Below are 23,885 nucleotides of genomic sequence, written 5' to 3' on the forward strand. Positions count from 1 at the left end.
GCCCGCAGCGGTTGGCGCGTCAACACGGGTGCGTCGGTGAGTGACCGATTTCGCGCCGTTCCGAGGACGGACACCCCCCGACCCGCCCCCGACGAGACAACGACGCGCCGCGCGCCACAGGCACCCCCCGCCCACCCGAGTGGCACCCACGCCACACCCACCCACCTACCGCCCGGTTTGTCTGATTAGCGCGTATCGTCGCCGCATGCCCACGCCACACGGATCCCGCGGCGGCATGGCGTTCGGTGCGGCGGAGCTGCGTGTGCTCCGACGCGCTCTCGCCCTCGCCCTCCACCCCGGCCAGACCTCGGCAGAGGACGTCCAGGACTGCCACCGCCTGGCCGAGTCGCTCGACGAGGCAATGCGCGAGGGCGCCCGCCTGAGGGCCTTCCTCGTGGCCGACCTGGCCCGCTACCGCGCCGCCCTCCCCGGCACCGCGGCCGGCTACCTCACGCTCCTGGAGGAGGCCCTCCGGGCCGGCCACCGCCCCCACCCCGACGACCTGGCCGCTCTGCGCGCCCTGCGCGGCAACCCCGAAGCCGCGGCGCTCCTCGACAGCTGCCAGGCGACCGCCCCCCACACCGCCCCCCACACCGCCCCCCTCACCGCCCGCATCCCGGCCTCCCGCACCCACCTCCACGCCCTCCCCGGCGGCCGGGCGGCCCTCCCGTCCCCCCACGCCGACGCGGAGAAGCCGGAGCGCAAACCCGAGAAGCGCCCGGCGGAGAAACCCGCCCCGCCTTCCCCGGCCGGCCCCGCCCCCAGTCCCACCCCCACCCCCACCCCCGGCTCCGCCCCGAAGCCCGCCCGCCGCCCCATCCCCACCCCGGGCGAGGTCTTCCCCCGCCGCAAGCCACCCCAGCCCCCGGCGACGCCTTCACAGCACCTCGCGGCCGTCTGAGACCCAGGGCGCGGCCCCGCGCACCCGGCCCGGCCGCCCGCCACTACCCTGGACCCATGGACTACGTCTCCGCGCTTCTCCCCCCGGTCGTGATGGCCGTGTTTTTCATCGGCGTGATCCGGGTGATCGTGAAGACCCAGGGCGGCGCCAACAAGGCCAAGGAGGACGCGGCGGTCGACGCCGCCCTCGCCCGCACGGAGGGCCCCCCCCGGTCCTCCGCCACGGGCGACGCCTGACAGCCACGGCGGCCCCGGACCGAAGGCGCACGACTCCCACCCCGAGTCGTGCGCCCTTTTTGTGCCGCTTGGCAACCGTTTTGGCAAGATCCGTAAGAAAAGTCCCTGTCCAGCACGCCATAACGCGGTTTTCCCACTATTGTGCTGAACTGTGCCTCGCCCCTTGGGAGAACTCGAAGACTCGGTCATGACGCGGGTGTGGAAGTGGAACCGCCCGGTGACCGTTCGAGAAGTCCTGGAAGATCTTCAGCAGGAACGGTCCATCGCCTACACCACGGTGATGACGGTTCTGGACAATCTCCATCAGAAGGGCTGGGTGCGCCGCGAGGCGGAGGGCCGGGCCTATCGATATGAGGCGGTCTCCACCCGAGCCGCGTACGCCGCGGCCCTCATGAACGACGCCTGGTCGCAGAGCGACAACGCCGCGGCCGCGCTCGTCGCCTTCTTCGGCATGATGAGCGAGGAACAGCGCCAGGCACTGCGCGACGCCGTCCGCATCGTCGGCATCCCGGAAACGCCGCTCCCCCCGGAGCCGGCCGGGAGCACTGAACGAGCCGAACGAACCGAACCGCGGGCCGAACGAACCGAACCGTCCGAAGCCACGAATACGGCCCCCGATACCCGCGACGAGAACCGTCCCGGCAACGCGAAGCGCAAGACACCGGACAACGCGAAGCGCGACATCTCCGCCGAGAACCCCGGCTCCGCCCCGGAGGCCTCCGGGCGATAGCGTCCGCTCATGTCCGCAGAGCGCCCCTCCGCCGAGAACCCCGAAGTCACCGCTAAAGCCCTCACCGTCCGCCGGGCCCGGACCAGCGATGTCCCCGCCGTCCGCCGACTCCTCGACTCCTTCGTCCGCGGCGGCATCCTGCTCGACAAAGCCACGGTGACGCTTTACGAGGACATCCAGGAGTTCTGGGTCGCGGAACGGGACGACAACGCCGAGGTCGTCGGCTGCGGCGCACTGCACGTGATGTGGGAAGACCTCGCGGAAGTCCGCACTCTCGCCGTGAAGCCCGGCCTCAAGGGCGCCGGCGTCGGCCATCAGTTGCTGGAGAAGTTGCTGCAGACCGCCCGGTGGCTCGGCGTTCGCCGGGTTTTCTGTCTGACCTTCGAAGTCGACTTCTTCGGCCGGCACGGCTTCGTCGAGATCGGCGAGACCCCGGTGGACACCGACGTCTACGCGGAGCTGCTGCGTTCCTATGACGAGGGCGTCGCCGAGTTCCTGGGTCTCGAACGAGTGAAACCGAACACCTTGGGCAACAGCCGGATGCTTCTGCATCTGTGATCGCCGGGGTATGCCGAAGGTTTGCCGGGGAGTATGCCAGGGGGATGTCGGCGGGCTATGTCGGGGAGGTATGCCCGGGGGTATGGCCGACCGTATGCCCGGAGTATTCAGCCCGGGCCCGCTGCCCAGGTTCCCTATGTCCGAAACGCGTATGTTTCCGGGCGAGGGCCGTCCCCCGGCCTCTCCCGGGGGTTTGTGTTTTTCCAGCAAAAGCGGTTTGCTTTCCGACGTACTGCAGTACTGCATATAACAGGGGGCGGCGAAACGGCGGACGCCGCAGACCCTCGGCCCTCAACGTTATCGATGAAAGGAAATGCGGTGGCACAGAAGGTTCAGGTCCTTCTTGTCGACGACCTCGACGGCGGCGAGGCGGACGAGACGGTGACGTTCGCGCTGGACGGTAAGACGTACGAGATCGATCTCACGACCTCCAATGCGGACAAGTTGCGCAGCCTTCTTGACCCCTATGTGAAGGGTGGCCGACGTACTGGTGGCCGTGCTTCCGGAGGGCGTGGAAAGGCGCGTGCGGCGTCCGGTGGCAGCCAGGACACCGCTGCCATCCGTGCGTGGGCGAAGGAGAACGGTTACGAGGTCAACGACCGTGGCCGCGTTCCCGCGTCCATTCGCGAGGCTTACGAGAAGGCCAACGGCTGAGTACGAGCGCGTCGCAGCCGGATTCGGTGGCAGTGGGTCGCCACCGTGTCCAGCAGCCGTACGAGATCGGGGGCGCCCCCAACGCCCCCCATGGCCGACAGCGTCGGCAGCGAGGCCTCGACCTCGCACCCCGGCACGGGGGGCCGCAGCCATACAGCGGCCCCCTGCACGAACTCCGGACAGCCCCCGGAACAGCTCAGCGAACGGCCACCGGAATCCCCGGCCCCCCCGCCCTCCGCGGCACCTGAGCCCCCTGAGTCACTCGCGCCTCCCGCGCCTCCCGCGCTTCCCGCACCCCTCAGGCCCCCCGCCCCATCCCCGGTGAGCCCCTCGCCGCCCCGGCAGCCCGCGCCGGCGTCCGGCGGAAGCGGAGCCTCGGTGGAGGCGCCGTCCTCCCCGCCGACGGCGCGCAGGTCCAGCGCCAGGCCGCCCCACTCCAGCCAGTCCAGCACCCCCGGCAGCTCCGCCGCGCTCCCGGCCGCCACCAGCAGCCTCATCCGGTCACCCTGGACGGCCACCGGAGAGCCCGGAACGAGGTGCCGCAGGCCCGCGAGGCCCGCCTCGGCCGGTACGTCCAGGACATCGAAGCGCGAGCCCACCGACAGGTGGAGCGGGGTGCCCGGCACGGTCGCCCACCCCAGCTCGTGCTCGTACCACCGCCTCACCCGATCGCACTGATCGAGAGGGCGCCGTGGGGGCGGAACCCAGGGCATTGCGCCAACCATGCCAAGCGCAACCGTCAGAACAGCGTTCGAGTTACGCTGGGTGTTGCTGTTGATGCACAGAGTGGCGAAAAAGGGGGCGTGTGGGGGTGCGGGGTGGCGCAAGGTTGTTCGCCCGTAGCGGAGGGAACGGGGGCGCACGGCATGGACTGTCCGTGCGAGCGGGTAAGACATCCCTAGTGAGAGGGGGCGACACGCAGGCAAGGCCGTCTCGCGTTCGCCATCGGCGTACTGATGGTGGGGGTAACTGCCTGGCCTGCGGGAACATCGTCTCGCACCATCGGGTTGGAGCAGATGTCGGCGTTCGGGGTCAGGAGGCCATCGACGGTGTCGGCAGTTGGAATGAGCGGTCCCCGCTTGCGGGACTAAGCTGCGGAAGGACAGGGAGGGGAAGTTCCCCCCACTGCCTGACCGCTCTGAGGAGCGATTAACGATGTTCGAGAGGTTCACCGACCGCGCGCGGCGGGTTGTCGTCCTGGCTCAGGAAGAAGCCCGGATGCTCAACCACAACTACATCGGCACCGAGCACATCCTCCTGGGCCTGATCCACGAGGGTGAGGGTGTCGCCGCCAAGGCCCTTGAGAGCCTCGGGATTTCGCTCGAGGCGGTCCGCCAGCAGGTGGAGGAGATCATCGGCCAGGGCCAGCAGGCCCCGTCCGGGCACATCCCCTTCACCCCCCGTGCCAAGAAGGTCCTGGAGCTGTCGCTCCGCGAGGCCCTTCAGCTGGGCCACAACTACATCGGCACGGAGCACATCCTGCTCGGCCTGATCCGTGAGGGCGAGGGCGTCGCCGCCCAGGTCCTGGTCAAGCTGGGCGCTGATCTGAACCGGGTGCGGCAGCAGGTGATCCAGCTGCTCTCCGGCTACCAGGGCAAGGAGACCGCCACCGCCGGCGGGCCTGCCGAGGGCACCCCCTCGACGTCCCTGGTCCTCGACCAGTTCGGCCGGAACCTCACCCAGGCCGCTCGTGAGTCCAAGCTCGACCCGGTCATCGGGCGCGAGAAGGAGATCGAGCGGGTCATGCAGGTGCTGTCCCGCCGTACCAAGAACAACCCGGTCCTGATCGGTGAGCCCGGCGTCGGCAAGACCGCCGTCGTCGAGGGCCTCGCCCAGGCCATCGTCAAGGGCGAGGTGCCCGAGACCCTCAAGGACAAGCACCTCTACACCCTGGACCTCGGCGCGCTGGTCGCCGGCTCCCGCTACCGCGGTGACTTCGAGGAGCGCCTGAAGAAGGTGCTCAAGGAGATCCGCACCCGCGGCGACATCATCCTGTTCATCGACGAGCTGCACACGCTGGTCGGTGCGGGTGCCGCCGAGGGCGCCATCGACGCCGCGAGCATCCTCAAGCCGATGCTGGCCCGCGGTGAGCTGCAGACCATCGGTGCCACCACGCTGGACGAGTACCGCAAGCACCTGGAGAAGGACGCGGCCCTGGAGCGCCGCTTCCAGCCCATCCAGGTCGCCGAGCCCTCGCTCCCGCACACCATCGAGATCCTCAAGGGTCTGCGCGACCGCTACGAGGCGCACCACCGCGTCTCCATCACCGACGAGGCACTGGTCCAGGCCGCCACCCTGGCCGACCGGTACATCTCGGACCGCTTCCTGCCGGACAAGGCGATCGACCTGATCGACGAGGCCGGTTCCCGGATGCGCATCCGCCGGATGACCGCTCCGCCGGACCTGCGCGAGTTCGACGAGAAGATCGCCGGTGTCCGCCGGGACAAGGAGTCCGCGATCGACTCGCAGGACTTCGAGAAGGCGGCCTCCCTGCGCGACAAGGAGAAGCAGCTCCTCGCCGCGAAGGCCAAGCGGGAGAAGGAGTGGAAGGCCGGCGACATGGACGTCGTCGCCGAGGTCGACGGCGAGCTGATCGCCGAGGTCCTCGCCACGGCCACCGGCATCCCGGTCTTCAAGCTGACCGAGGAGGAGTCCTCGCGCCTGCTGCGCATGGAGGACGAGCTCCACAAGCGGGTCATCGGCCAGGTCGACGCCGTCAAGGCGCTGTCGAAGGCGATCCGCCGTACGCGTGCCGGTCTGAAGGACCCGAAGCGTCCGGGTGGCTCGTTCATCTTCGCCGGCCCGTCCGGTGTCGGTAAGACCGAGCTGTCCAAGGCGCTCGCCGAGTTCCTCTTCGGTGACGAGGACGCGCTGATCTCCCTCGACATGTCGGAGTTCAGCGAGAAGCACACGGTGTCGCGCCTCTTCGGTTCGCCCCCCGGTTACGTGGGCTACGAAGAGGGTGGCCAGCTGACCGAGAAGGTCCGCCGCAAGCCGTTCTCCGTCGTCCTGTTCGACGAGGTGGAGAAGGCCCACCCGGACATCTTCAACTCGCTGCTGCAGATCCTGGAGGACGGTCGCCTGACCGACTCCCAGGGCCGGGTCGTGGACTTCAAGAACACGGTCATCATCATGACGACCAACCTCGGCACCCGGGACATCTCCAAGGGCTTCAACCTGGGCTTCGCCGCCGCGGGTGACACGAAGTCGAACTACGAGCGCATGAAGAACAAGGTCTCGGACGAGCTCAAGCAGCACTTCCGGCCCGAGTTCCTCAACCGCGTCGACGACGTGGTCGTCTTCCCGCAGCTGACCCAGGACGACATCCTGCGGATCGTCGACCTGATGGTCGGCAAGGTGGACGAGCGCCTGAAGGACCGGGACATGGGCATCGAGCTCTCCCAGTCCGCCAAGGAGCTGCTGGCGAAGAAGGGCTACGACCCCGTGCTGGGCGCCCGGCCGCTGCGCCGCACGATCCAGCGCGAGATCGAGGACTCCCTGTCGGAGAAGATCCTCTTCGGCGAGCTGCGTCCCGGCCACATCGTGGTCGTGGACACCGAGGGCGAGGGCGACAGCAAGACCTTCACCTTCCGCGGCGAGGAGAAGTCGGCCCTGCCGGACGTCCCGCCGATCGAGCAGGCCGCCGGTGGAGCGGGTCCGAACCTGAGCAAGGACGCGTAACACCGCAGACGTGAGGGGCCGGTGCCGTCAGGCACCGGCCCCTTTCGCATGTCCGGGTGCTACGAGAGCTGGCCGTCGTAGTCCGGGAGCTTGTACGTCTTCTCGGCGTGGCCGCCCGACAGGTCGGTGGTGTTGTTGCCGATGTTGGCGATGATCGTGTAGCCCTTGGACTCGATGTTCACCCGCTGGGCCGTCTTGTAGTCCGCGACGTTCTTGAAGAGGTCGAAGAAGCCGCGCACGTAGAGGCCGTCGACCTCGTAGCCGACCTGCTCCAGGTTCCACTCGGTGGGCAGGTGGATGATGCCCGGGCGAGCGGTGACGAAGAAGATGTCGACGCCGTGCTCCTGCGCGTACCTCGCGACGTTCAGCGCGGGCTTGTTGGCCGGCTGTGGGAAGCTGAAGCCGAAGTCGGTCTCCAGCGTGGTGTTGTCGATGTCGAAGACGATCGCCTGCTTCTCGCCCGGCGTGGCCTGGGCGATCCGCTGCTTCAGGTACGGCAGTGCCTGGTCCATCACGGCCTGGCAGTCCCGCTGCCAGGTGGCGTAGTCGACGTCCGCGGCGGCGGTGGAGGTGGAGGTGGCCGCGGTGGTCGAGGCGGTGCTGGTGGCGGCCTCGGCGGGGGCGGCGACGGCCACGAGGGCGGCCGCGGCGACGGCGGTGGCGGCGGTGCGGCTGGCCCAAGGGCTGCGTCTGGTCATGGGGGGTCCCTTCACGTCCGTACGCGGTGCGTACGGTGACCGGCATGTCGTGTGCATGTTCGTGCGTGAGGGTGGCGCGAGAGGAACCGTAGGGTTACTGAACGGTAGGTGTACAGGGGCGTGCGTCACACAACTGCGCGGATTCTCGCCAGAGTTGGCCGCACCGGGAACGCCCCGAGGACGTGCTCGGGTACGTCGGTGACCCCCGCGGCGAGATGGAGGGTGACCTCGCGCAGGTCCGGGAGCAGGGCCGGGAGGTCCGAAAGGTCCTCGGTGCCCTCGAAGTCGTGCAGACGCAGGCCGGTGACGCCGGGCAGGGACGGCCCGCGCCCGCCGACCGCCCGCCAGTCGAGGCGCAGTTCCTCCAGGGCGGGCAGGCGCGCGATCTCCTCGAAGTCCTCGGACGTCAGCGCCGCGGACGGGCTCGCGAGGCTCAACTGACGCAGTGACCCGAGATGGTGCAGGCCACGCAGTCCGGTGTGCCGGGTGGCGTTCCCGGTGAGCCGCAGGTACCGCAGGGGCAGGCTTTCGGGCAGCGCCGCGTCGAGGGAGTCCGCCGGCAGCGCGATGCCGACGTCGAGCTGGTCCAGCGTCGCGGAGCCCGCCAGCTCCCGCAGGGCTCCCGGCCGTTCCAGTCCCGGCAGCAGGTGGAGCGAGAGCCACCGCAGGGGCAGGCGGGCCAGCGGGGCGACGCTCTGGACGTGCGGGCACCGGGAGAGGTCCAGATGGCTGAGCCGGTGCAGCTCGGCGAGGCGTTCCAGGCCGCGCAGCCGCTCGTTGCCCTTGACGACCAGCTCGGCCACGTCGTCGGGCAGCGCGGCCGGGTCGAGGTCGCCCACCAGCTGCAAAGCCCGCCGTCCACCCAGTTCGCGCAGGATGCGCAGGTGTTCCGCGGAGTGCGCCGCGAAGAAGAGGCCGTCCTCGCGCAGCCGGGCGACGACCTCCGTGCCGTACCGCCGGGCCGGGAAGCGGTGCCAGGTCCAGCTCAGCTGGGCCCGTACCTCCAGGGCGGGGTGGGCACGGTAGCGGGCCAGGACCGGCAGCGCGGCCTCGGTGCCGATGAGCGACGCCGTGACGACCACGGCACGGGCCTCGGCGTCGTCCAGCCCGTCCGGGCCGGGCAGCAGCTCCAGGGCGAGCGGCCCCACCGACGCCAGCGCGCGGGCCTCCTGCGTGGTCCGGGGCGGGATCAGGCTGGCGGCGCTCCGCTCGACCTCCTCGCGCACCCCGGGATCCAGCTGCGTCGCGTGCTCCAGTGACGCCAGGGCGAGCAGCCGCACCCGCGCGCGGGCCGCGCCCTCAAGGCGGTCCGCCGACGCCAGCAACTCCCGTAGCAGTTCGGCCCGTTCCCGGGGGCGGGCATGGGCCACCGCCATCCGGATCACGTCCGCCCACTGCGCGTCCGCCGCGCCCCGCACCAGCAGGCCGAAGTCCCCGTCCTCCACCGCCGCCTTCGCGCCCAGGTAGTCCTGGAAGGTGCGGTGGACGAACTCCAGCGTGCCGGGGGACGGTTCGCGCAGCAGGCCGCTGCGGACCAGGAGATGGCGCAGCACGGCCGGGGCGTCGCCCTGGGAGGCGGCCGCCGGGAGGGACGGGAGGACGTCGGCGATCAGCCGCTCGGCACGCGCGCGGTCCATCTCCGACTGGCCGTTGCGGATCAGCCAGTACGCGAGCCGCTGGAGCAGCTGGATCTGGGGGAGCTCGGTGAGGTGGACGCCGTCGGGTCCGGCCATGTCCCGCTCCTCGTCCCGCCGCGCCAGCAGCATCGCCAGCGCGGCGTCGTACAGCTCCTGGCGGCCGTGCGGGAGGTAGCCCCTCCGGTCCCGGTGCAGGGCGCAGATCAGACCGCACATCAGAGGGTTGGTGGCGAGGTGCCCCAGGTCGGGCTTGGTGCGGACGGCGTCGAGGAGGGAGCGCTCATAGACGTCGAGACGGTCGCGGTCCTCGGGGGCGCCGGTGCGGGCGGCGCAGTGCCAGCGCGTGACGAAGGCGGCCACGTCGTCCGTGGTCATCGGGGTGAGCGTGAGCTCCGTGAAGCCCTCGGGGGCGAGCCAGTCCTCCCGTACGGCGGAGGGGCGGGAGGTGACCAGCCACTGGTTGCCGGGATAGACGTCCAGCAGGTCGCGCAGCCAGCGGCGGGCGCCTTCGCGCTCCCGTTCGGGGATCTCGTCGATGCCGTCCACCAGGAGCAGCCCCCGGCCCGCGCCGAGCACGTGGTCCGCCCAGCCGTCCGGCTGGTTCGCGTGGAAGGGGACGCGTACGGCGGACAGGAAGGCGTCCGGTGCGGGAAGGCCGTCGGGGCGGCGGACCAGGGTGCGCAACGGGAGGACGAACGGGACCCGGTCGCCCCGCGCGCCGCGGGCCGCGGTGACGGCGAGCCACTGGACGAGCGTGGTCTTGCCGGAGCCGGCCACCCCGCGCAGCAGCACGCGGTCGTGCTGGGCGAAGGCCTGTTCGGCGGGGAGCGTGTCGGCGGCGGAGGGCAGGCCGGGGCCGGCCGCCTCGCCGTCGGCGGCCGGGTGCAGGGCCTGGAGGCCGAGGTAGGCGGCGTCGAGGGGCCAGCGGTCCGGGGAGTCGGCCAGGTCGATGCCGTAGATGGTGAGGTGGCCGTGCTTGGTGGTGACGTATGTCATATAGCGCTGCTCGAAGGCGCTGTCGGACGCCGGTGCGGTGCGGGTGAGCAGGGCGTCGATCTTGCCGACCAGTTCGTGCTGGCGGCGGGACTGCTCGACCAGGGTGCGGGTGACGAAGGTCGAGCGCTGCGTGAAGAAGTGCAGGATGTGCAGGCAGGCGGTGGTCAGCGTGCCGAGGTAGAAGTGAGCCGCGTCACGGGAGAGGTCGCGGTCCGGCGTGCCGCTCGCGGCGCGCAGCCGTGCGGCCAGGGCCTCGTGGCCGAGTTCCACCGCCTGTACGTCGGTCATGTCCAGCGCGCCGAGGGCGTACAGGGTGTCGGCGAGGGCGTGCGCCACGGGCTCTTCCTCGCCCGGCGGCAAGGGGCGCTCCCCGCCCCCCTTCAGCGCCTGCCGGACCAGTTCGGTGGCGAGACGGGCGAGGTCTTCGCGCTCCAGCCGCCGCTTCTCGCCGCGGAACGAGACGTACGAGGAGATCCGCACCGGCCGTTCCACCAGCCCGGCGCCTGCGCCCTCGCTCACGAACAGCCTCTTCACGAGCGGCGCGGCCACTGCCGACGCCAGCCGCACGCCGATGACCGACGGTTCCACCCGGCCTCCCCCTGAGCCCTGTTGGCAGGAAACAGCAGAGTAGCGCCGGTCACATTCAGGGGGGCGCGGAGCCGCTCCGCCGGTGACATGCCGCACAGGCGATTTGTCCGGTACTAGCCGGATTAGGAGACGGATAGAGCTGGACAAAAGGGACTTACTTCGCACAACTCGCGTGTCGGATACGCAGACTTGTGCTGTCTTCTCCTGAATGGGTGCTCTGTCAAGAGTTCCGGCTATATGCCGGTAATTACTAGCTTCCGTAGTACATCACACGTTTTGGCCGGACCGGCTGCGACAGGTACCAAGGGATGGCCCGCCCGGCAGAAGGCATATGCGCCGAGCGGTCCTTCTGCCCCCGACCCATGAGGTTTCGCATGTTCTCGCGTGTCACGTCCCGTTCTTCCCGTACGTCCCAGCTCCGCACCCGCGCGGCCGTGCTGGCCGCCGGATTCGGCGCCTCGGTCGTCCTGGGGGCCGGGGTCGCGGCCGCCGCCAACACCTCCACGGCCGCTGCCACGACCGCCACCACGGGTGTCGCGCACGCCGTCGAGGCGCAGGCCGCGGCCCAGGCGAAGGCGGCCACGGTCGCCGCCGCCAAGAAGGCGAACGCCACCTCGGTCGCCGCGAAGAAGGCCGTCGGCTGGACCACCCCGGTCAAGGGCTACAGCCTGAGCGCCAGCTACGCGCAGGCCGGCGGCATGTGGCAGTCCACCCACAGCGGGCAGGACTTCGCCGTCTCCACCGGCACCAAGGTCATGGCCGCGCACGGCGGTACGGTCGTCAAGGCCGGCGGCAACGGCGCCGGTGACGGCCCCGCGTACGGCAACGCCGTCGTCATCAAGCACGGCAACGGCACTTACTCGCAGTACGCCCACCTGTCCCGCATCGACGTGCGGGTCGGCCAGGTCGTCGCGACCGGCCAGAAGATCGCCCTGTCCGGCAACACCGGCAACTCCAGCGGCCCGCACCTGCACTTCGAGATCCGCACCTCCGCCAACTACGGCACGGCGATAGACCCGGTCGCCTTCCTGCGGACCAAGGGCATCACCCTCTGATCCACGGTGACCTAGGACACACCCCTGTGTGCCTGCGTCACCATGTCGACGGCGACTTCGAGGATGGCTTCACGCTTCTCCTCGGGGTCGCCGTCGAGTTCCTGCATCACGAACACCATCCCGGCGTGCAGCGTGAAGATGGCGCTCACGCACCGGACCTGGTCGGCCAGGGTGGCGTCCCGGTCGATGATGATGTGACGCAGGCCCTTCATGCGCTCCTTGAACAGGTCGCCGATGCGCAACTCCCGTACCGTCGCCTGGTTCTCGTGCATGAAGCGGAACAACGGCCCGGCGGCGGTGAGGTACTCGCTGTAGCGCCGTACGATCTCGTGCTTCGTCTCCAGGGTGTGCGGCTGATGGCGGCCCCACTCGATCAGTTCGTCGATCGGCTGCATCACGTCGTCGAAGATGCCGACCAGGATCTCTTCCTTGGTCTTGAAGTGGTAGTAGAGCGCCGCCTTGGTCACGTCCAGGCGCTCGGCGATCTCGCGCAGCGACGTCTTCTCGTAGCCCTGCTCGGCGAAGAGGTCCAGGGCCACGTCCTGGATGCGCTGGCGGGTGTCGCCCCGTCGGCGCTGCTTGGTGCCGTCCATCCTGCCGCCCGTCCTCGCGCTTCCCTGGCCACTCCCTGGCAAAGAAAAACTTACTTGACGCCCGGCTAGTTGGCGAGCTACGTTCTCGCGGTAACTAGCCGGGCGGCAAGTAAGTTGGGGGAAGCGGTGCAAGAGGGGAAGCAACCGAGGAGCGTGCGGGTGGTCCTGCTCGCCCTGATGATCGCGATGATGCTCGCGATGCTCGACAACATGATCATCGGTACGGCGATGCCGACGATCGTGGGCGAGCTGGGCGGTCTGGAACATCTGTCCTGGGTGGTGACGTCGTACACCCTGGCGACCGCGGCCTCCACCCCGATCTGGGGCAAGCTCGGTGACATGTACGGGCGCAAAGGCGTCTTCCTGAGCTCGATCGTGATCTTCCTGCTGGGTTCGGTGCTCAGCGGCATGGCCCAGGACATGGGCCAGCTGATCGCGTTCCGGGCCGTGCAGGGACTGGGCGCCGGCGGTCTGATGGTCGGCGTCATGGCGATCATCGGCGATCTGATACCGCCCCGGGAGCGCGGCAAGTACCAGGGCATGATGGCCGGCGTCATGGCGCTGGCGATGATCGGCGGACCGCTGGTCGGCGGCACCATCACCGACCACTGGGGCTGGCGCTGGACCTTCTACATCAACCTGCCGCTCGGCGCGGTCGCGCTGGTCGCCATCACCGCCGTGCTGCACCTGCCGAAGAAGCGGTCCGAGGCGCGGATCGACTACCTGGGCGCCGCGCTGCTGACCGTCGGCATCACCGCGATCGTGCTCGTGACCACCTGGGGTGGCACGGAGTACGACTGGACGTCGGCCGTGATCCTCGAACTGATCGGGATCGGGGTCGCCGCGCTCGTCGGGTTCGTGTTCCGGCAGACGCGGGCCGCCGAGCCGATCCTGCCGCTGCACATCTTCCGCAGCCGCAACTTCACCCTGATGTCCTTCATCGGGTTCGTCGTCGGCTTCGTGATGTTCGGCGCGACCCTCTTCCTGCCGCTCTACCAGCAGTCCGTGCAGGGCGCGTCGGCGACCAACTCCGGGCTGCTGCTGCTCCCGATGCTGGGTGCGATGCTCGTCACGTCGATGGTGGCCGGACGGGTGACCACGCAGACCGGGCGGTACAAGCTGTTCCCGGTGGTGGGCGGCGCCCTGCTGGTCGTCGGCCTGTATCTGCTGTCCCTGATGGACACGGAGACCTCGGAGCTGACGTCCGGCGTGTACATGGCCGTCGTCGGGCTCGGCATGGGCTGCCTGATGCAGATCACCATGCTGATAGCCCAGAACAGCGTGGAGATGAAGGACATGGGCGTCGCCTCCTCCTCCACCACGCTGTTCCGCACCCTCGGCTCCTCCTTCGGAGTCGCGATCATGGGTGCGCTCTTCAACCACCGCGTCCAGGACGAGATGGCCCGGCGGGCCGGCGCGCTTGGCTCCAAGATGACCGAGCAGTCCGCCCAGCTGGACGCCGCGAGCCTGGCCAAGCTGCCGGACGCGGCCCGCGAGGCCTATCAGTACGCGGTGACCTCCGGGACGCACGGGGCGTTCCTGCTGGGCGCGGCGGTGGCCGTGCCGGCGCTGATCGCCGCGGTCTTCGTGAAGGAGGTCCCGCTGAGGGGCGCGGGACCGAAGGAGGACGGCGCGCCGGCCGTCGCGCCGGTGGCCGAAGCGGTCTGAACGACCGGGGGCGAGCGGCCGGGGCGCCTGGAGCGCCCCGGCCGAGCGGGTCTGAGCGATCGAGGCGGCGCCGACGTGCCGACCGAGGCGGTGCCGGCGATTGGCCGAGGCGGTGCGAGTCACCTGGTCGTGGCGGTGCGAGTCACCTGGTCGTGGCGGTGCGAGCGAGCGGTCGAGGCTCCGGTCTGAGTGACCCGGTCCAGGCGGTTCGAGCGAGCGGACGCGGCGGTCGGAGTGAGCGGCTGCGGGGGTGAGAACGATCGGTCGAGGCTCCGGTCTGAGTGACCCGGTCCAGCCGGTCCGAGCGAGCGGACGCGGCGGTTCGAACGATCGGTCGAGGGTCCGAGCGGCCCGGCGGAGGCTGTCCGAGCGACCCGGGGCGAGGCGTTGCGAGCGCCCCGGCCGACGCGGTCCGAGGAGAGGGCCGTGCGGAGCCGGCGCCGGTCGCGGGCGGGGGAGTGCGGGACCCGGGGGCGATGTCGGTGCCGCGTGCCACCATCGGTCCATGGACAAGATGCGTCAGCTGCGGCTGGCGAAGGACGCGATGGACCGGGACTGGGCCGACCCCGCACTCGACCTCGCCGCGGTCGCCGCGCACGCGGGCTACTCGCGGTTCCACTTCGTCCGCGCCTTCCGGGAGGCGTACGGCGAGACGCCCGGCCAGTACCTCACCCACCGCCGGATCGAGCGGGCCGAGGAGCTGCTGCGCGCGGCCGACCTCACCGTGACCGAGATCTGCCACCTGGTCGGCTTCAGCAGCCTCGGCACCTTCTCCACCCGTTTCAAGGCGCGGACCGGCCTGACCCCGAGCGAGTACCGGAGCAGGTACGTCCGCGCCGGGGCGGCCCTGATACCCGGGTGCTACGCGATGCTCTGGGCCGGCGGGTTTCCGCGCCGCACCCAGGGCGTCGTGCGAACCACCAGTCGGGCGGCGGGAGTTGTGGGCACCGGCGACGGCACGAGCGGGCCGTGACACGCGCGCGAGGCGCCACGGCCGGGCCCCGTGGCGCCGGGCACCCGGCCCGTCAGCGCGGGACCTCCGTCGCGCGCAGCGCCAGCGCCCAGCCCAGGCGGGCCTCCCCCGACTCGGACGGCCAGCCGGTGAGTTCCACGACACGGATGATGCGGTTGAGGACCGTGTTGCGATGACAGTAGAGCTGCTCGGCGGCCCGCAGGGCCGAGCAGCCCGCGTCGAGCCACACCCGCAGGGTCCGCAGCAGCACGGGAGCCTCGGCACCGCAGCTCAGCACGCCGTCCAGATACCGGGTGACCAGGCGGCCGGCCAGCTCCGGGTCGCCGGCCAGCACCGCCTCCACCAGGCGGTCGTCGAGCTCTGCCACCGCCCCGCTGCCCGGCGGCAGCGTACGCAGGGCGCGTTCCGCGAGCCGCAGCGCCGCGTGGGCCGCGGCAAGTTCCTCGAACGGCGGGGAGATTCCCGCCGTCCCGCCCAGCTCACCGCGCAGCACCCGCGCCACCTCGTACGGCTCGGCGGACCCGAGCCGTACGAGTCCCGCGTACCGCGCCGCCCGAGGACGCCAGAACGACCACACGCCGGCCGCCCGGAGTGCCGGTCCCGGGTGCGGCGGTGCCGCCGGGTTCTGATCGGCGACCACCACGGCGAAACGGTCGCGCGGCGGCAGGCCGAGCGCCGCGGCCGCGGCGGCCGCCACCGCCGGATCGCTGCCGCGGCCGTCCAGCAGGGCCTCGAAGAGGGCGCCGCGCCGGGAGTCCTGACGGTGCTGGAGTTCCAGCTGGGTGAGCCGGTACGCCTGCGACATCACCGCCGAGAAGCGGTCGATGGTCTCCCACAGCGCCCCGGCCACCTCGACGACCAGATCCTGGTCGGCCGCCACCGGGCCCCGCAACGGCACGGCCATCGCCTGCCACAGCACCCGCCCGCCGCGCCGGTACGCCTGGAGCACGCTGTCCAGCGGCATGCCCTGCTCGGCCCGTCGCCGCCCGGTCTCGGTGGCGGCGGCCTCGATGTCACCGGCGCTCGCCGGCAGTCCGCCGAAGTCCTCCAGCGCCAGTACGAGGTTGTCACGGCAGACGGCGCGCAGGTCGGCGAGCGGGACGGGATGGCCGCAGGCGTACGCCGGGCTGTGCGCGCGGATGTCCGCCACCACCGTGCCGGTGAGGCGGTCGATGTCCGCGAGCAGCGTGTGCGCCAGCCGGGAGCGCAGCGCCGGTTCCCCATCGGTCATGGCGGCACATTAGGCGTCCGCATCGGCCGGGGAGGGCCGGACGTGCCCCCGCCCACGTCGTGCGCTCCGATGCTGGGCAACCGCACAGGGACCACCCGGGGCAGGGGCAGGGGCAGGGGCCGTGGCTGAGGCGCAGAGCAATTACGGAGAAGCGCCCCGGCCCCCGCGCTGCCTACCGTGACGGGAGAAAGCCGTACCCGACGCAGGAGAGCAGAGCCATGATCACCGGCCTGGGCATCACCACCGTGTGGACCTTCGACCAGCAGCGCACCAAGGCCTTCTTCACCGAGAAGCTGGGCTTCGAGGTGCGCAGCGAGGTGCCGATGGGTGACATGAGGTGGGTCACCGTGGGTGCCAAGGATCAGCCCGACGTGGAGCTGGCCCTGATGAGCCTGGACGGTCCGGGTCTGGACGCCGAGTCGGCCGAGGCGCTGAAGAAGCTGGTCAGCAAGGGGGTCATCGGCGCGGGCGCGCTGCGGACCGACGACTGCCGGGGCGACTACGAGACGTTCCGGGGGCGCGGGGTGGAGTTCCTCCAGGAGCCGCAGGAGCGGCCGTACGGCATCGAGGCGATCTTCCGCGACGACAACGGGAACTGGTACTCGCTGACTGAGCGCAACGAGGAGCTCGACTTCTCGAAGGACTTCGGCTGCTGAGCCGACCCGGGGCCCGGCCGGGCGCCGGTGCGCCTATTCGGCCAGCACGGGATAGCTGCCCGTGTTCGTCGGCGCGTGCTCCGGCAGCCAGAGGACGGCCACCGCGCCCTCGGCCGGTATGTGGTCGGCGGCGCCCGGGGGACGGACGTTGCGGAAGGTCAGCCGGGCGCCCAGCACCCGCGCCTGGCCGGCCGCGATCGTCAGGCCCAGGCCGTGGCCGACCCCGGCCCGGTCCATGCTGCCGGTGCGGAACCGGCTCGGGCCCTCCGCCAGCAGGTCCTCGGGGAAGCCCGGCCCGTGGTCGCGGACCCGGATCACCCGGCCCTCGACGGTGACCTCTATGGGCGGCCTGCCGTGCCGGGCGGCGTTGGCGAGCAGGTTGAACAGCACACGCTCCAGGCGCCGCGGGTCGGTCGTCACCTCCGACTCGTGCACCACCTGTACGGCGATCCCCGCGTCCTTGGCCGCCACCCGCCGGGCGACGAACTCGCCCAGCATGATGTCCTGCAGCTCGGCCCGCTCGGAGGCCCCGTCGAGCCGGGCCACCTCCAGCACGTCCTCGACCAGCGTGCGCATGGCCTTCGCCCGGTCCAGCACCAGCTCGGTCGGGCGGCCCGGCGGCAGCAGCTCGGCCGCGGTCAAAAGGCCTGTCACCGGGGTGCGCAGCTCGTGCGCGATGTCGGCGGTGACCCGCCGCTCCGCCTCCAGCCGCTGCTGCAACGCGTCCGCCATCGCGTCCACCGCCCGCGCCAGGTCGTCGGTCTCGTCCCGGACGACCCCGCCGATGGCCTCGCGCACCCGCACGTCCGGCTCGCCCTTGGCGACCTGGTTCGCCGCGGAGGCGGCCTTGCGCAGCCGGCGCGACAACTGCCCGCCGACGAGCACACCGAGCGCGCTGCCGCCGAGGACCACCGCGATGGAGCCGATGACCAGCGCCTGGTCGAGGTCCTTGAGGATGTCCGTGCTGCGGTCGGTGAACCCGGTGTGCAGGGACAGCACATGCCCGTCCTTGAGCGGCACCGCCGCCCAGATGTCCGGTCCGCCACCGGGCCGGTCGGCCACGTACGTCGCCCGGCGGCCGGCCTCGACCTTGCTCCGCAGGGCGGACGGCAGCGCGGGGTCGTCGATCTTGATGTCGGGGAAGTTGGGCCGCCCCGACAGTTCGTAGTTGCGCTGGGCGATCTGGACCCGCTCGTCGGCGAGGTCGCGCGCGTTGTCCAGCATCGAGACCCGGGCGGCGTTGTGCACGACCAGACTGAGCACGACGGCGATCAGTGCGCCGACCAGCGCGATCGCCGCGCTCAGCTTCCATCTGAGTCCCGTACGGATGCCCGTACGCCGTACGCGCGCCCCTACCAGGCGCCGGGTGATCCCCCGCATCGACCTGTCCCGTCCCGCCCTCAGGCCCTCAGCTTGTAGCCGAAACCGCGGACCGTCTCGATCCGGTCCTGACCGATCTTCGTCCGCAGCCGCTGGACATGGACGTCGACGACGCGGGTGTCCCCGCCCCAGCCGTAGTCCCACACCCGCTCCAGCAGCTTGTCCCGGGACAGCACGGTGCCCGGCGCCGAGGAGAACTCCAGGAGCAGTCGCATCTCGGTCGGGGTCAGTGCCACCGGCCGGCCCGCCTTGCGCACCTCCATGCCCTCGGTGTCGACCTCCAGGTCGCCGAAGGTCAGCACGCCGCCGTTCGCCGAGGAGGCGGCGTCCTCGGGCCGGCCCGCCGTACCGCCGCTCGCGTGCCCGAAGCGGCGCAGCACCGCCCGGATGCGCGCCACCAGCACCGCGCCGTCGAACGGCTTGGTCACGTAGTCGTCCGCGCCCGCCTCCAGGCCGAGCACGACGTCGATCGAGTCGGCCCGGGCCGACAGCATGATCACCGGTACGGTCGACTCGTCGCGGATCCGGCGGCACAGACTGACCCCGTCGAGGCCCGGCACCATCACGTCGAGCAACGCGATGTCGGGCCGGTTCGCGCGGAACGCCTCCAGCCCCGACAGCCCGTCGGGCATCGCGGTCACCGCGAAGCCGTCCCGCTCCAGGGCGAGCTGGGTGGCCTCGCGGATGACGTCGTCGTCCTCGACGAACAGGACGTGGGTCTGGTCTGCCATCCGTGCTCTCAGTCCGTATCCGTGACGTGGTACTCGGTATGCGGTATGCGGTATGCGGTCCTGGGCGCCGGTGCCCGGTCGGGTCAGTTGCTCTCGGGCGCCGGGCTCGGTTCCGCGCCGACGACCGTGCTGTAGTCGTTGCGGGTGCGGTACTCCTCGGTGAAACGGCCCGCCGTCCAGCGGTACGTGATCACGTTCTCGCCGGACGGGCTCGACACCGGGTCGCCGCGCTCGTACACCTGCTTGGTGACCACCAGGTCGCCGCGGTCTATCTCGGCGTAGACGGGCGGCTCCTCGGCCTGGAAGACGTTCTCGTAGGCGCCGTTCTCCTCGCGATACACGTACGAGCCGATGCCGACGACGTCACTGCAGGTCACGACGTTGACGACGACGTCCTCGGCGCTGCCGCCGGTCAGGTCGCCGTAGGAGAGGTCGACCGGGTACTCGTCGGCGACGCACGGCTTCAGGACGCGTTTGACCGCCGCCGAGACCTGCGGATCCGACTGCAGCAGCTTGACCGCCGTGGCCCGGGTCAGGGTGCGGGACGGCGGCACGGCGGAGGCGGGGGCGACGGGGCTCACCGCGGTGCCCGCCACCGGCTCGTCGTGCGCCGGGCCCTCGTCCCGGGCGCCGGTGCCGCCGGTCGCACAGGCGGACAGTGAAAGGCTCAGGGCGGTGAGCACGGACGCCGCCGTGGTCACCGCCTGGAAGGTACCTCGGGCCGGGGTGTGCCCGGGGCCGGTGTCGACACCGGCCCTGCCGGTCAGGCCGCGCAACGCTCCCGCTCCTCACGCTCCAGCGCGCGTGCGTCCAGGTCGCGGGCCTCCAGCTCCTCGCGGAGCCGGGCGAGCGCCCGGTGCAGCGTGCTCTTGACCGTTCCGGCCGACATGCCGAGGGCGGCGGCCGTCTCCTCCGTGGACATCTGCTCCCAGTGTCGCAGGACGACGACACTGCGCTGCTTGGGGGCCAGCACCTTCATGACGTCCATCAGCAGGGCGCGGTCCGCGTGCTGCTCCGAGGAGTCGTCCACGCACGACTCGGGGAGCTGCTCGGTGGGGACCTCCTCCAGCTTGCGGGCCCGCCACCACTCGGTCCGGGTGTTGATCATGACCCGGCGCAGATAGGCGTCCGCGAGCCGCTTGTCGGCTATGCCGTCCCAGCGGCCGAACGTCCGCGCCAGCGCCGTCTGGAGCAGGTCCTGGGCGTCGACGGGGTCCGGGACCAGCCGCCGGGCACTGCGCAGCAGCGCGTCCTGCCGGGTGCGCACGTACTCCTCGAAGCCGAGCACCTCGCCGACGTCACCCTGCGCCATGATCAACCGCCTCCATCCCCGTTTTCCTTGGCTGTGCCCCCCTGCCGGGCACGGAAATGAAGCTACGGAGGGGTTGTCACGGGGCTGTGCGAAGCAGCCTGCGGTGAACGCTCGGCTGTCCGTCGGTTGTGTAACGGAAGTAGGAAACGGTTAAATCCACAGGGTAGTTGAGGATGGTATGGGGTGATTTGCGTGGCGGGAGAAGCGGCCGGCACCGTGACAGGGAGGTGCGCCGGGCCGTGACCCTGCTGCGGGTCAGCTCAGCGGCAGCCGGTACAGACCGCCGGGCAGCGGCTCCACCAGACCGTCGGAGACCAGACCGTCCAGGGCACGGGCACGCTGGACGGGCTCGTGCCACACGCGGTCCAGCCGCGCCTGCGGGACGGGCGCGTGCGCCTCGCGCAGCACGGCCAGCAGCTTGCCCCGCACCTGGCGGTCCGTGCCGGCGTACGTCTGGGCGCGCCGCGGCGGCCCTTCGTGCTCCGGCTTTCCCGCCAGCCGCCACGCGCACTGCGCGGCGATCGGGCAGTGGTGGCAGCCCTCGTTCTTGGCCGTGCAGATCAGCGCGCCCAGTTCCATCGAGGCGGCGGCCCAGCGGGCGGCGACGCCCTCGTCGTCCGGGAGCAGCGCCCTGGCCAGCCTGCGTTCGGCGGCCGTCGTGGCGTTCGGCGGGTACTGCGCGCCGGTGACCGCGCGGGCGAACACCCGGCGGACGTTGGTGTCGAGCACGGCGTGCCGCTGCCCGTAGGCGAACGAGGCCACCGCGGCCGCGGTGTACTCGCCGATGCCGGGCAGCGCGAGGAGTTGTCCGTGGTCGGTGGGTACGTCGCCGCCGTGCCGTTCCGTTATGGCCACGGCGGCGCCGTGCAGCCGCAGCGCGCGGCGCGGGTAGCCGAGCCGGCCCCAGGCGCGGACGGCCTCGCCGGGGGCCTCCTTGGCGAGGTCGGCGGGGCGCGGCCAGCGGGCCAGCCACTGCTCGTAGATCGGCAGCACGCGGTTGACCGGGGTCTGCTGGAGCATGAACTCGCTGACCATCACGCCCCACGCGCCGGCCTCCGGCCGCCGCCAGGGCAGGTCGCGCGCGTGCTCGTCGAACCAGGCGATCACGGGGGAGTGGAGGTCGTCCCCGCTCGGGGAGCCGGCGACGGCCTCGGCGGGGCTGGTGTGCGGGGGCTTCGTGGGAGCAGTCATGGCAGTTCCGATCCTGCCATGCCGGTGCGGATAGGCCGTGCTGCTGCGAAGCGTTTCGCGGGCCGGTGGACGACGGCCGGGGACGCCGGGCCGGGGCGCCCGGACGCCTCCGCGTGCCCCGCGCAGCCAACTGTCGTACGCATGCGCGGCGTTTCCGGGATGATGATCCGGAAAAGTTGTGGCTCCAGGCGGCGGGTGGGGCCAGTGACGGCACCGATCTCTCGTACAGTTTGCGCCGTGGGATCACTGCGCAATCCGGTCGGGCCGCTTCCCTCCTCCATCTACTGGCGACGGAGGGTGATCATGCTGTCCGTGGTCGCCCTGCTGGCCCTGCTGGTCACCTGGGTCGTGACCTCCGGTGGCGGCGGGGGGCGCGACAACGGCGCAGGGGGCTCCGACGGCAAGAATCCCGCGCCCTCCATCACTCCGGGACCGTCCGGTTCCGGCCCCGCGATCAGCGAAGCGCCGGGCGGGCGCGACGAGTCGGACGACGAGGGCTCCGGCGGGAGCGACGCCGGCGACGGTTCGGACGACGGTACGGGCGGCGGCGCCGGCGACGGTTCGGACGAGGGTTCGGGCGGCGGCGCGGGCGCCGGAGGCTCGCAGGGCTCGGACACCGGCGGTTCGGGTGCGGGTTCCTCCGGCGGTGGAGTCGGTACGGGCGACGCGCTGCCGGCCGGGTCCTCGCTGCCCGACTGCGCCCCGGGCAAGGTGACGTTGACCCTGCGCAGCGTGCGCAACTCGTACTCGCCCGACGAGACGCCGGCGTTCCGGCTGACCGCGAAGAACACCTCCGGCGGTGACTGCAAGGTCGATCTCGGGCCCAAGGGCGCGGTGCTGACGGTCACTCAGGCCGGTGGGGACGACGACGCGTACTGGTCGTCGGCCGACTGTCCCAAGGGCTCAGGGAATTTGCTGTACCGGGTGCCGGCAGGGCAGAGCATCACGTACACCGTGGAGTGGGACCGCAAGCCGAGCGCCTCCTCGTGCGGGACGCCTCCGGCGGGGGTGGCCGGGCCGGGAACGTATCTGCTGGAGGGCAAGGCGGCGGGGTACGGGACCTTGCGGGCCTCGTTCGTGCTGGACGCGGACTGAGCGGTGCGGCATCGCCGGAGGGCGGCGGTGGGGGCGGGGTGGCCCGGGCCGCGGGGTGCCTTCGGGTGCGGGTCCGTCGTGGCCGGTCGCGCAGTTCCCCCGCCCCTTTACGGCCGGGTGCGGCAGGGGGTCAGACGTACCGTTCCAGGATGGACGACTCCGCCAGGCGGGACAGGCCCTCGCGGACGCTGCGGGCGCGGGCCTCGCCCACGCCGTCCACCGTCTGGAGGTCGTCGACGCTCGCGGCGAGCAGCTTCTGGAGGCCGCCGAAGTGCTCCACGAGCCGGTCGATGATGGCGCCCGGCAGCCGCGGCACCTTGGCCAGCAGCCGGAAGCCGCGCGGTGAGACCGCGGAGTCGAGGGCCTCGGGGGATCCCGTGTAGCCCAGGGCCCGCGCCACCGTCGGCAGTTCGAGCAGCTCGGCGTGGCTGAGCGCGTCCAGCTCGGCCAGTGCCTCGTCGACCGTGCGCGAGCGCTTGGCCGTGGGCTCGGGGACGTAGTCCCGTACGACCAGTTCCCGCTCGGGCTCGACGCCCGCGATCAACTCGTCCAGCTGGAGCGCGAGCAGTCGCCCGTCGGTGCCCAGCTCCACGACGTACTCGGCGATCTCGGTCGCGATGCGGCGCACCATCTCCAGGCGCTGCGCGACGGCCGAGACGTCCCGGACCGTCACCAGGTCCTCGATCTCCAGCGCGGACAGCGTGCCCGCGACCTCGTCCAGGCGGAGCTTGTAGCGCTCCAGGGTGGCGAGCGCCTGGTTGGCGCGGGAGAGGATCGCCGCCGAGTCCTCCAGGACGCGCCGCTGCCCGTCGACGTAGAGGGCGATCAGGCGCATGGACTGGGAGACCGAGACCACCGGGAAGCCGACCTGCTTGCTGACGCGGTCCGCCGTGCGGTGGCGGGTGCCGGTCTCCTCGGTCGGGATCGTGGGGTCGGGGAGCAGCTGCACGCCCGCCCGGAGGATCTTCGACAGGTCGGAGGAGAGCACGATGCCGCCGTCCAGCTTGCACAACTCGCGCAGCCGGGTCGCCGTGAACTCGACATCCAGGACGAATCCACCCGTACACATGGACTCGACGGTCTTGTCGGAGCCGAGCACGATGAGGCCGCCGGTGTTGCCGCGCAGGACGCGCTCCAGGCCGTCGCGCAAGGGCGTGCCGGGGGCGACGGCGCTCAGCGAGGCGCGCATCAGGCCATCGGAACCGGCACTCCCGCCGTACTTTCCGGGAGCTGCTGCCCGGTCGTTGGCTGCCACTGCACTCCTCCGGTCGCAGGATCTGGGGCGCTCCCGGATCCGCACGCGGTTCGTACGGACGGGCGA

General features: G+C 71.3%; 22 protein-coding genes. 11 read left to right on the top strand and 11 right to left on the bottom strand.

Annotated elements, in window-relative coordinates; genetic code table 11:
• The first annotated feature begins 205 nt into the window (after positions 1 to 205).
• The 5 genes from ACIP2X_RS38260 (at position 206) to ACIP2X_RS38280 (ending at position 3,079) form a co-directional block, all read left to right on the top strand.
• Entirely contained in the window at positions 206 to 901 is a 696-nt protein-coding gene (locus ACIP2X_RS38260; protein WP_401683170.1) for a hypothetical protein, read from the top strand.
• A 56-nt stretch (positions 902 to 957) separates the two neighbouring features.
• Positions 958 to 1,137, top strand: coding sequence for a hypothetical protein (locus tag ACIP2X_RS38265; RefSeq protein WP_401683173.1), 180 nt, complete (start codon positions 958 to 960; stop codon positions 1,135 to 1,137).
• A 187-nt stretch (positions 1,138 to 1,324) separates the two neighbouring features.
• Positions 1,325 to 1,867, top strand: a complete 543-nt coding sequence (locus tag ACIP2X_RS38270; RefSeq protein WP_401683266.1) for a BlaI/MecI/CopY family transcriptional regulator — start codon at positions 1,325 to 1,327, stop codon at positions 1,865 to 1,867.
• A 9-nt stretch (positions 1,868 to 1,876) separates the two neighbouring features.
• Positions 1,877 to 2,425 carry an amino-acid N-acetyltransferase gene (locus tag ACIP2X_RS38275; protein ID WP_401683176.1) on the top strand — a complete coding sequence of 183 codons (549 nt, stop codon included), beginning with the start codon at positions 1,877 to 1,879 and terminating at the stop codon, positions 2,423 to 2,425.
• 318 nt (positions 2,426 to 2,743) lie between these two features.
• A complete protein-coding gene (locus tag ACIP2X_RS38280) occupies positions 2,744 to 3,079 on the top strand; it encodes an Lsr2 family protein (RefSeq protein ID WP_401683179.1) in 336 nt (111 codons plus the stop codon).
• On the opposite strand, the gene ACIP2X_RS38285 is transcribed toward ACIP2X_RS38280, so the two are convergent.
• Entirely contained in the window at positions 3,058 to 3,804 is a 747-nt protein-coding gene (locus ACIP2X_RS38285; RefSeq protein WP_401683182.1) for an SCO3374 family protein, read from the bottom strand. The genes ACIP2X_RS38280 and ACIP2X_RS38285 overlap by 22 nt on opposite strands.
• A 430-nt stretch (positions 3,805 to 4,234) precedes the next feature.
• Between ACIP2X_RS38285 and ACIP2X_RS38290 the strand changes: the two genes are divergently transcribed.
• On the top strand, positions 4,235 to 6,760 hold the full coding sequence (locus ACIP2X_RS38290) for an ATP-dependent Clp protease ATP-binding subunit (RefSeq protein WP_401683185.1): 2,526 nt from the start codon (positions 4,235 to 4,237) through the stop codon (positions 6,758 to 6,760).
• Between the two features lie 59 nt (positions 6,761 to 6,819).
• Here the strand turns inward: ACIP2X_RS38290 and ACIP2X_RS38295 are convergent, their stop codons facing one another.
• The gene (locus ACIP2X_RS38295) at positions 6,820 to 7,458 is read right to left on the bottom strand and encodes an HAD family acid phosphatase (RefSeq protein WP_401683188.1); all 639 of its coding nucleotides are present in this window, start codon (positions 7,456 to 7,458) and stop codon (positions 6,820 to 6,822) included.
• Between the two features lie 125 nt (positions 7,459 to 7,583).
• On the bottom strand, positions 7,584 to 10,679 hold the full coding sequence (locus ACIP2X_RS38300; RefSeq protein WP_401683191.1) for an NACHT domain-containing protein: 3,096 nt from the start codon (positions 10,677 to 10,679) through the stop codon (positions 7,584 to 7,586).
• A 374-nt stretch (positions 10,680 to 11,053) separates the two neighbouring features.
• On the opposite strand from ACIP2X_RS38300, the gene ACIP2X_RS38305 reads away from it, so the two are divergent.
• Positions 11,054 to 11,734, top strand: coding sequence for a M23 family metallopeptidase (locus ACIP2X_RS38305; RefSeq protein ID WP_401683194.1), 681 nt, complete (start codon positions 11,054 to 11,056; stop codon positions 11,732 to 11,734).
• Between the two features lie 11 nt (positions 11,735 to 11,745).
• On the opposite strand, the gene ACIP2X_RS38310 is transcribed toward ACIP2X_RS38305, so the two are convergent.
• Positions 11,746 to 12,327: a TetR/AcrR family transcriptional regulator gene (locus ACIP2X_RS38310; RefSeq protein WP_401683196.1), complete on the bottom strand. Its 582-nt coding sequence runs from the start codon at positions 12,325 to 12,327 to the stop codon at positions 11,746 to 11,748.
• 159 nt (positions 12,328 to 12,486) lie between these two features.
• On the opposite strand from ACIP2X_RS38310, the gene ACIP2X_RS38315 reads away from it, so the two are divergent.
• Positions 12,487 to 13,995, top strand: coding sequence for an MDR family MFS transporter (locus ACIP2X_RS38315; protein WP_401683199.1), 1,509 nt, complete (start codon positions 12,487 to 12,489; stop codon positions 13,993 to 13,995).
• 514 nt (positions 13,996 to 14,509) lie between these two features.
• Entirely contained in the window at positions 14,510 to 14,968 is a 459-nt protein-coding gene (locus ACIP2X_RS38320) for a helix-turn-helix transcriptional regulator (RefSeq protein WP_401683269.1), read from the top strand.
• Positions 14,969 to 15,020: 52 nt separating this feature from the next.
• Here ACIP2X_RS38320 and ACIP2X_RS38325 read toward each other — a convergent pair whose 3' ends face one another.
• Entirely contained in the window at positions 15,021 to 16,199 is a 1,179-nt protein-coding gene (locus ACIP2X_RS38325; protein WP_401683202.1) for a PucR family transcriptional regulator, read from the bottom strand.
• 218 nt (positions 16,200 to 16,417) lie between these two features.
• On the opposite strand from ACIP2X_RS38325, the gene ACIP2X_RS38330 reads away from it, so the two are divergent.
• Positions 16,418 to 16,855 carry a VOC family protein gene (locus ACIP2X_RS38330; RefSeq protein WP_401683205.1) on the top strand — a complete coding sequence of 146 codons (438 nt, stop codon included), beginning with the start codon at positions 16,418 to 16,420 and terminating at the stop codon, positions 16,853 to 16,855.
• 33 nt (positions 16,856 to 16,888) lie between these two features.
• Here ACIP2X_RS38330 and cseC read toward each other — a convergent pair whose 3' ends face one another.
• The 5 genes from cseC to ACIP2X_RS38355 all read right to left on the bottom strand — a co-directional run bounded on the left by cseC (position 16,889) and on the right by ACIP2X_RS38355 (position 21,469).
• On the bottom strand, positions 16,889 to 18,235 hold the full coding sequence (gene cseC / locus ACIP2X_RS38335; protein WP_401683207.1) for a two-component system sensor histidine kinase CseC: 1,347 nt from the start codon (positions 18,233 to 18,235) through the stop codon (positions 16,889 to 16,891).
• A gap of 20 nt (positions 18,236 to 18,255) precedes the next feature.
• A complete protein-coding gene (gene cseB, locus ACIP2X_RS38340; RefSeq protein ID WP_401683210.1) occupies positions 18,256 to 18,966 on the bottom strand; it encodes a two-component system response regulator CseB in 711 nt (236 codons plus the stop codon).
• A gap of 83 nt (positions 18,967 to 19,049) precedes the next feature.
• On the bottom strand, positions 19,050 to 19,742 hold the full coding sequence (locus ACIP2X_RS38345) for a hypothetical protein (protein ID WP_401683213.1): 693 nt from the start codon (positions 19,740 to 19,742) through the stop codon (positions 19,050 to 19,052).
• Positions 19,730 to 20,278, bottom strand: a complete 549-nt coding sequence (locus ACIP2X_RS38350; RefSeq protein WP_365450901.1) for a SigE family RNA polymerase sigma factor — start codon at positions 20,276 to 20,278, stop codon at positions 19,730 to 19,732. The genes ACIP2X_RS38345 and ACIP2X_RS38350 overlap by 13 nt, the downstream gene beginning before the upstream one ends.
• Positions 20,279 to 20,533: 255 nt before the next feature.
• Positions 20,534 to 21,469: an A/G-specific adenine glycosylase gene (locus tag ACIP2X_RS38355; protein ID WP_401683216.1), complete on the bottom strand. Its 936-nt coding sequence runs from the start codon at positions 21,467 to 21,469 to the stop codon at positions 20,534 to 20,536.
• A 237-nt stretch (positions 21,470 to 21,706) separates the two neighbouring features.
• Between ACIP2X_RS38355 and ACIP2X_RS38360 the strand changes: the two genes are divergently transcribed.
• The gene (locus ACIP2X_RS38360) at positions 21,707 to 22,564 is read left to right on the top strand and encodes a hypothetical protein (RefSeq protein ID WP_401683219.1); all 858 of its coding nucleotides are present in this window, start codon (positions 21,707 to 21,709) and stop codon (positions 22,562 to 22,564) included.
• 130 nt (positions 22,565 to 22,694) lie between these two features.
• On the opposite strand, the gene disA is transcribed toward ACIP2X_RS38360, so the two are convergent.
• Positions 22,695 to 23,819: a DNA integrity scanning diadenylate cyclase DisA gene (disA, locus tag ACIP2X_RS38365; protein ID WP_365450907.1), complete on the bottom strand. Its 1,125-nt coding sequence runs from the start codon at positions 23,817 to 23,819 to the stop codon at positions 22,695 to 22,697.
• Positions 23,820 to 23,885 lie beyond the last annotated feature (66 nt).

Origin of the sequence: Streptomyces sp. NPDC089424 (assembly GCF_044749345.1) — a bacterium.
In the GTDB taxonomy this organism is placed as follows: Bacteria; Actinomycetota; Actinomycetes; order Streptomycetales; family Streptomycetaceae; genus Streptomyces.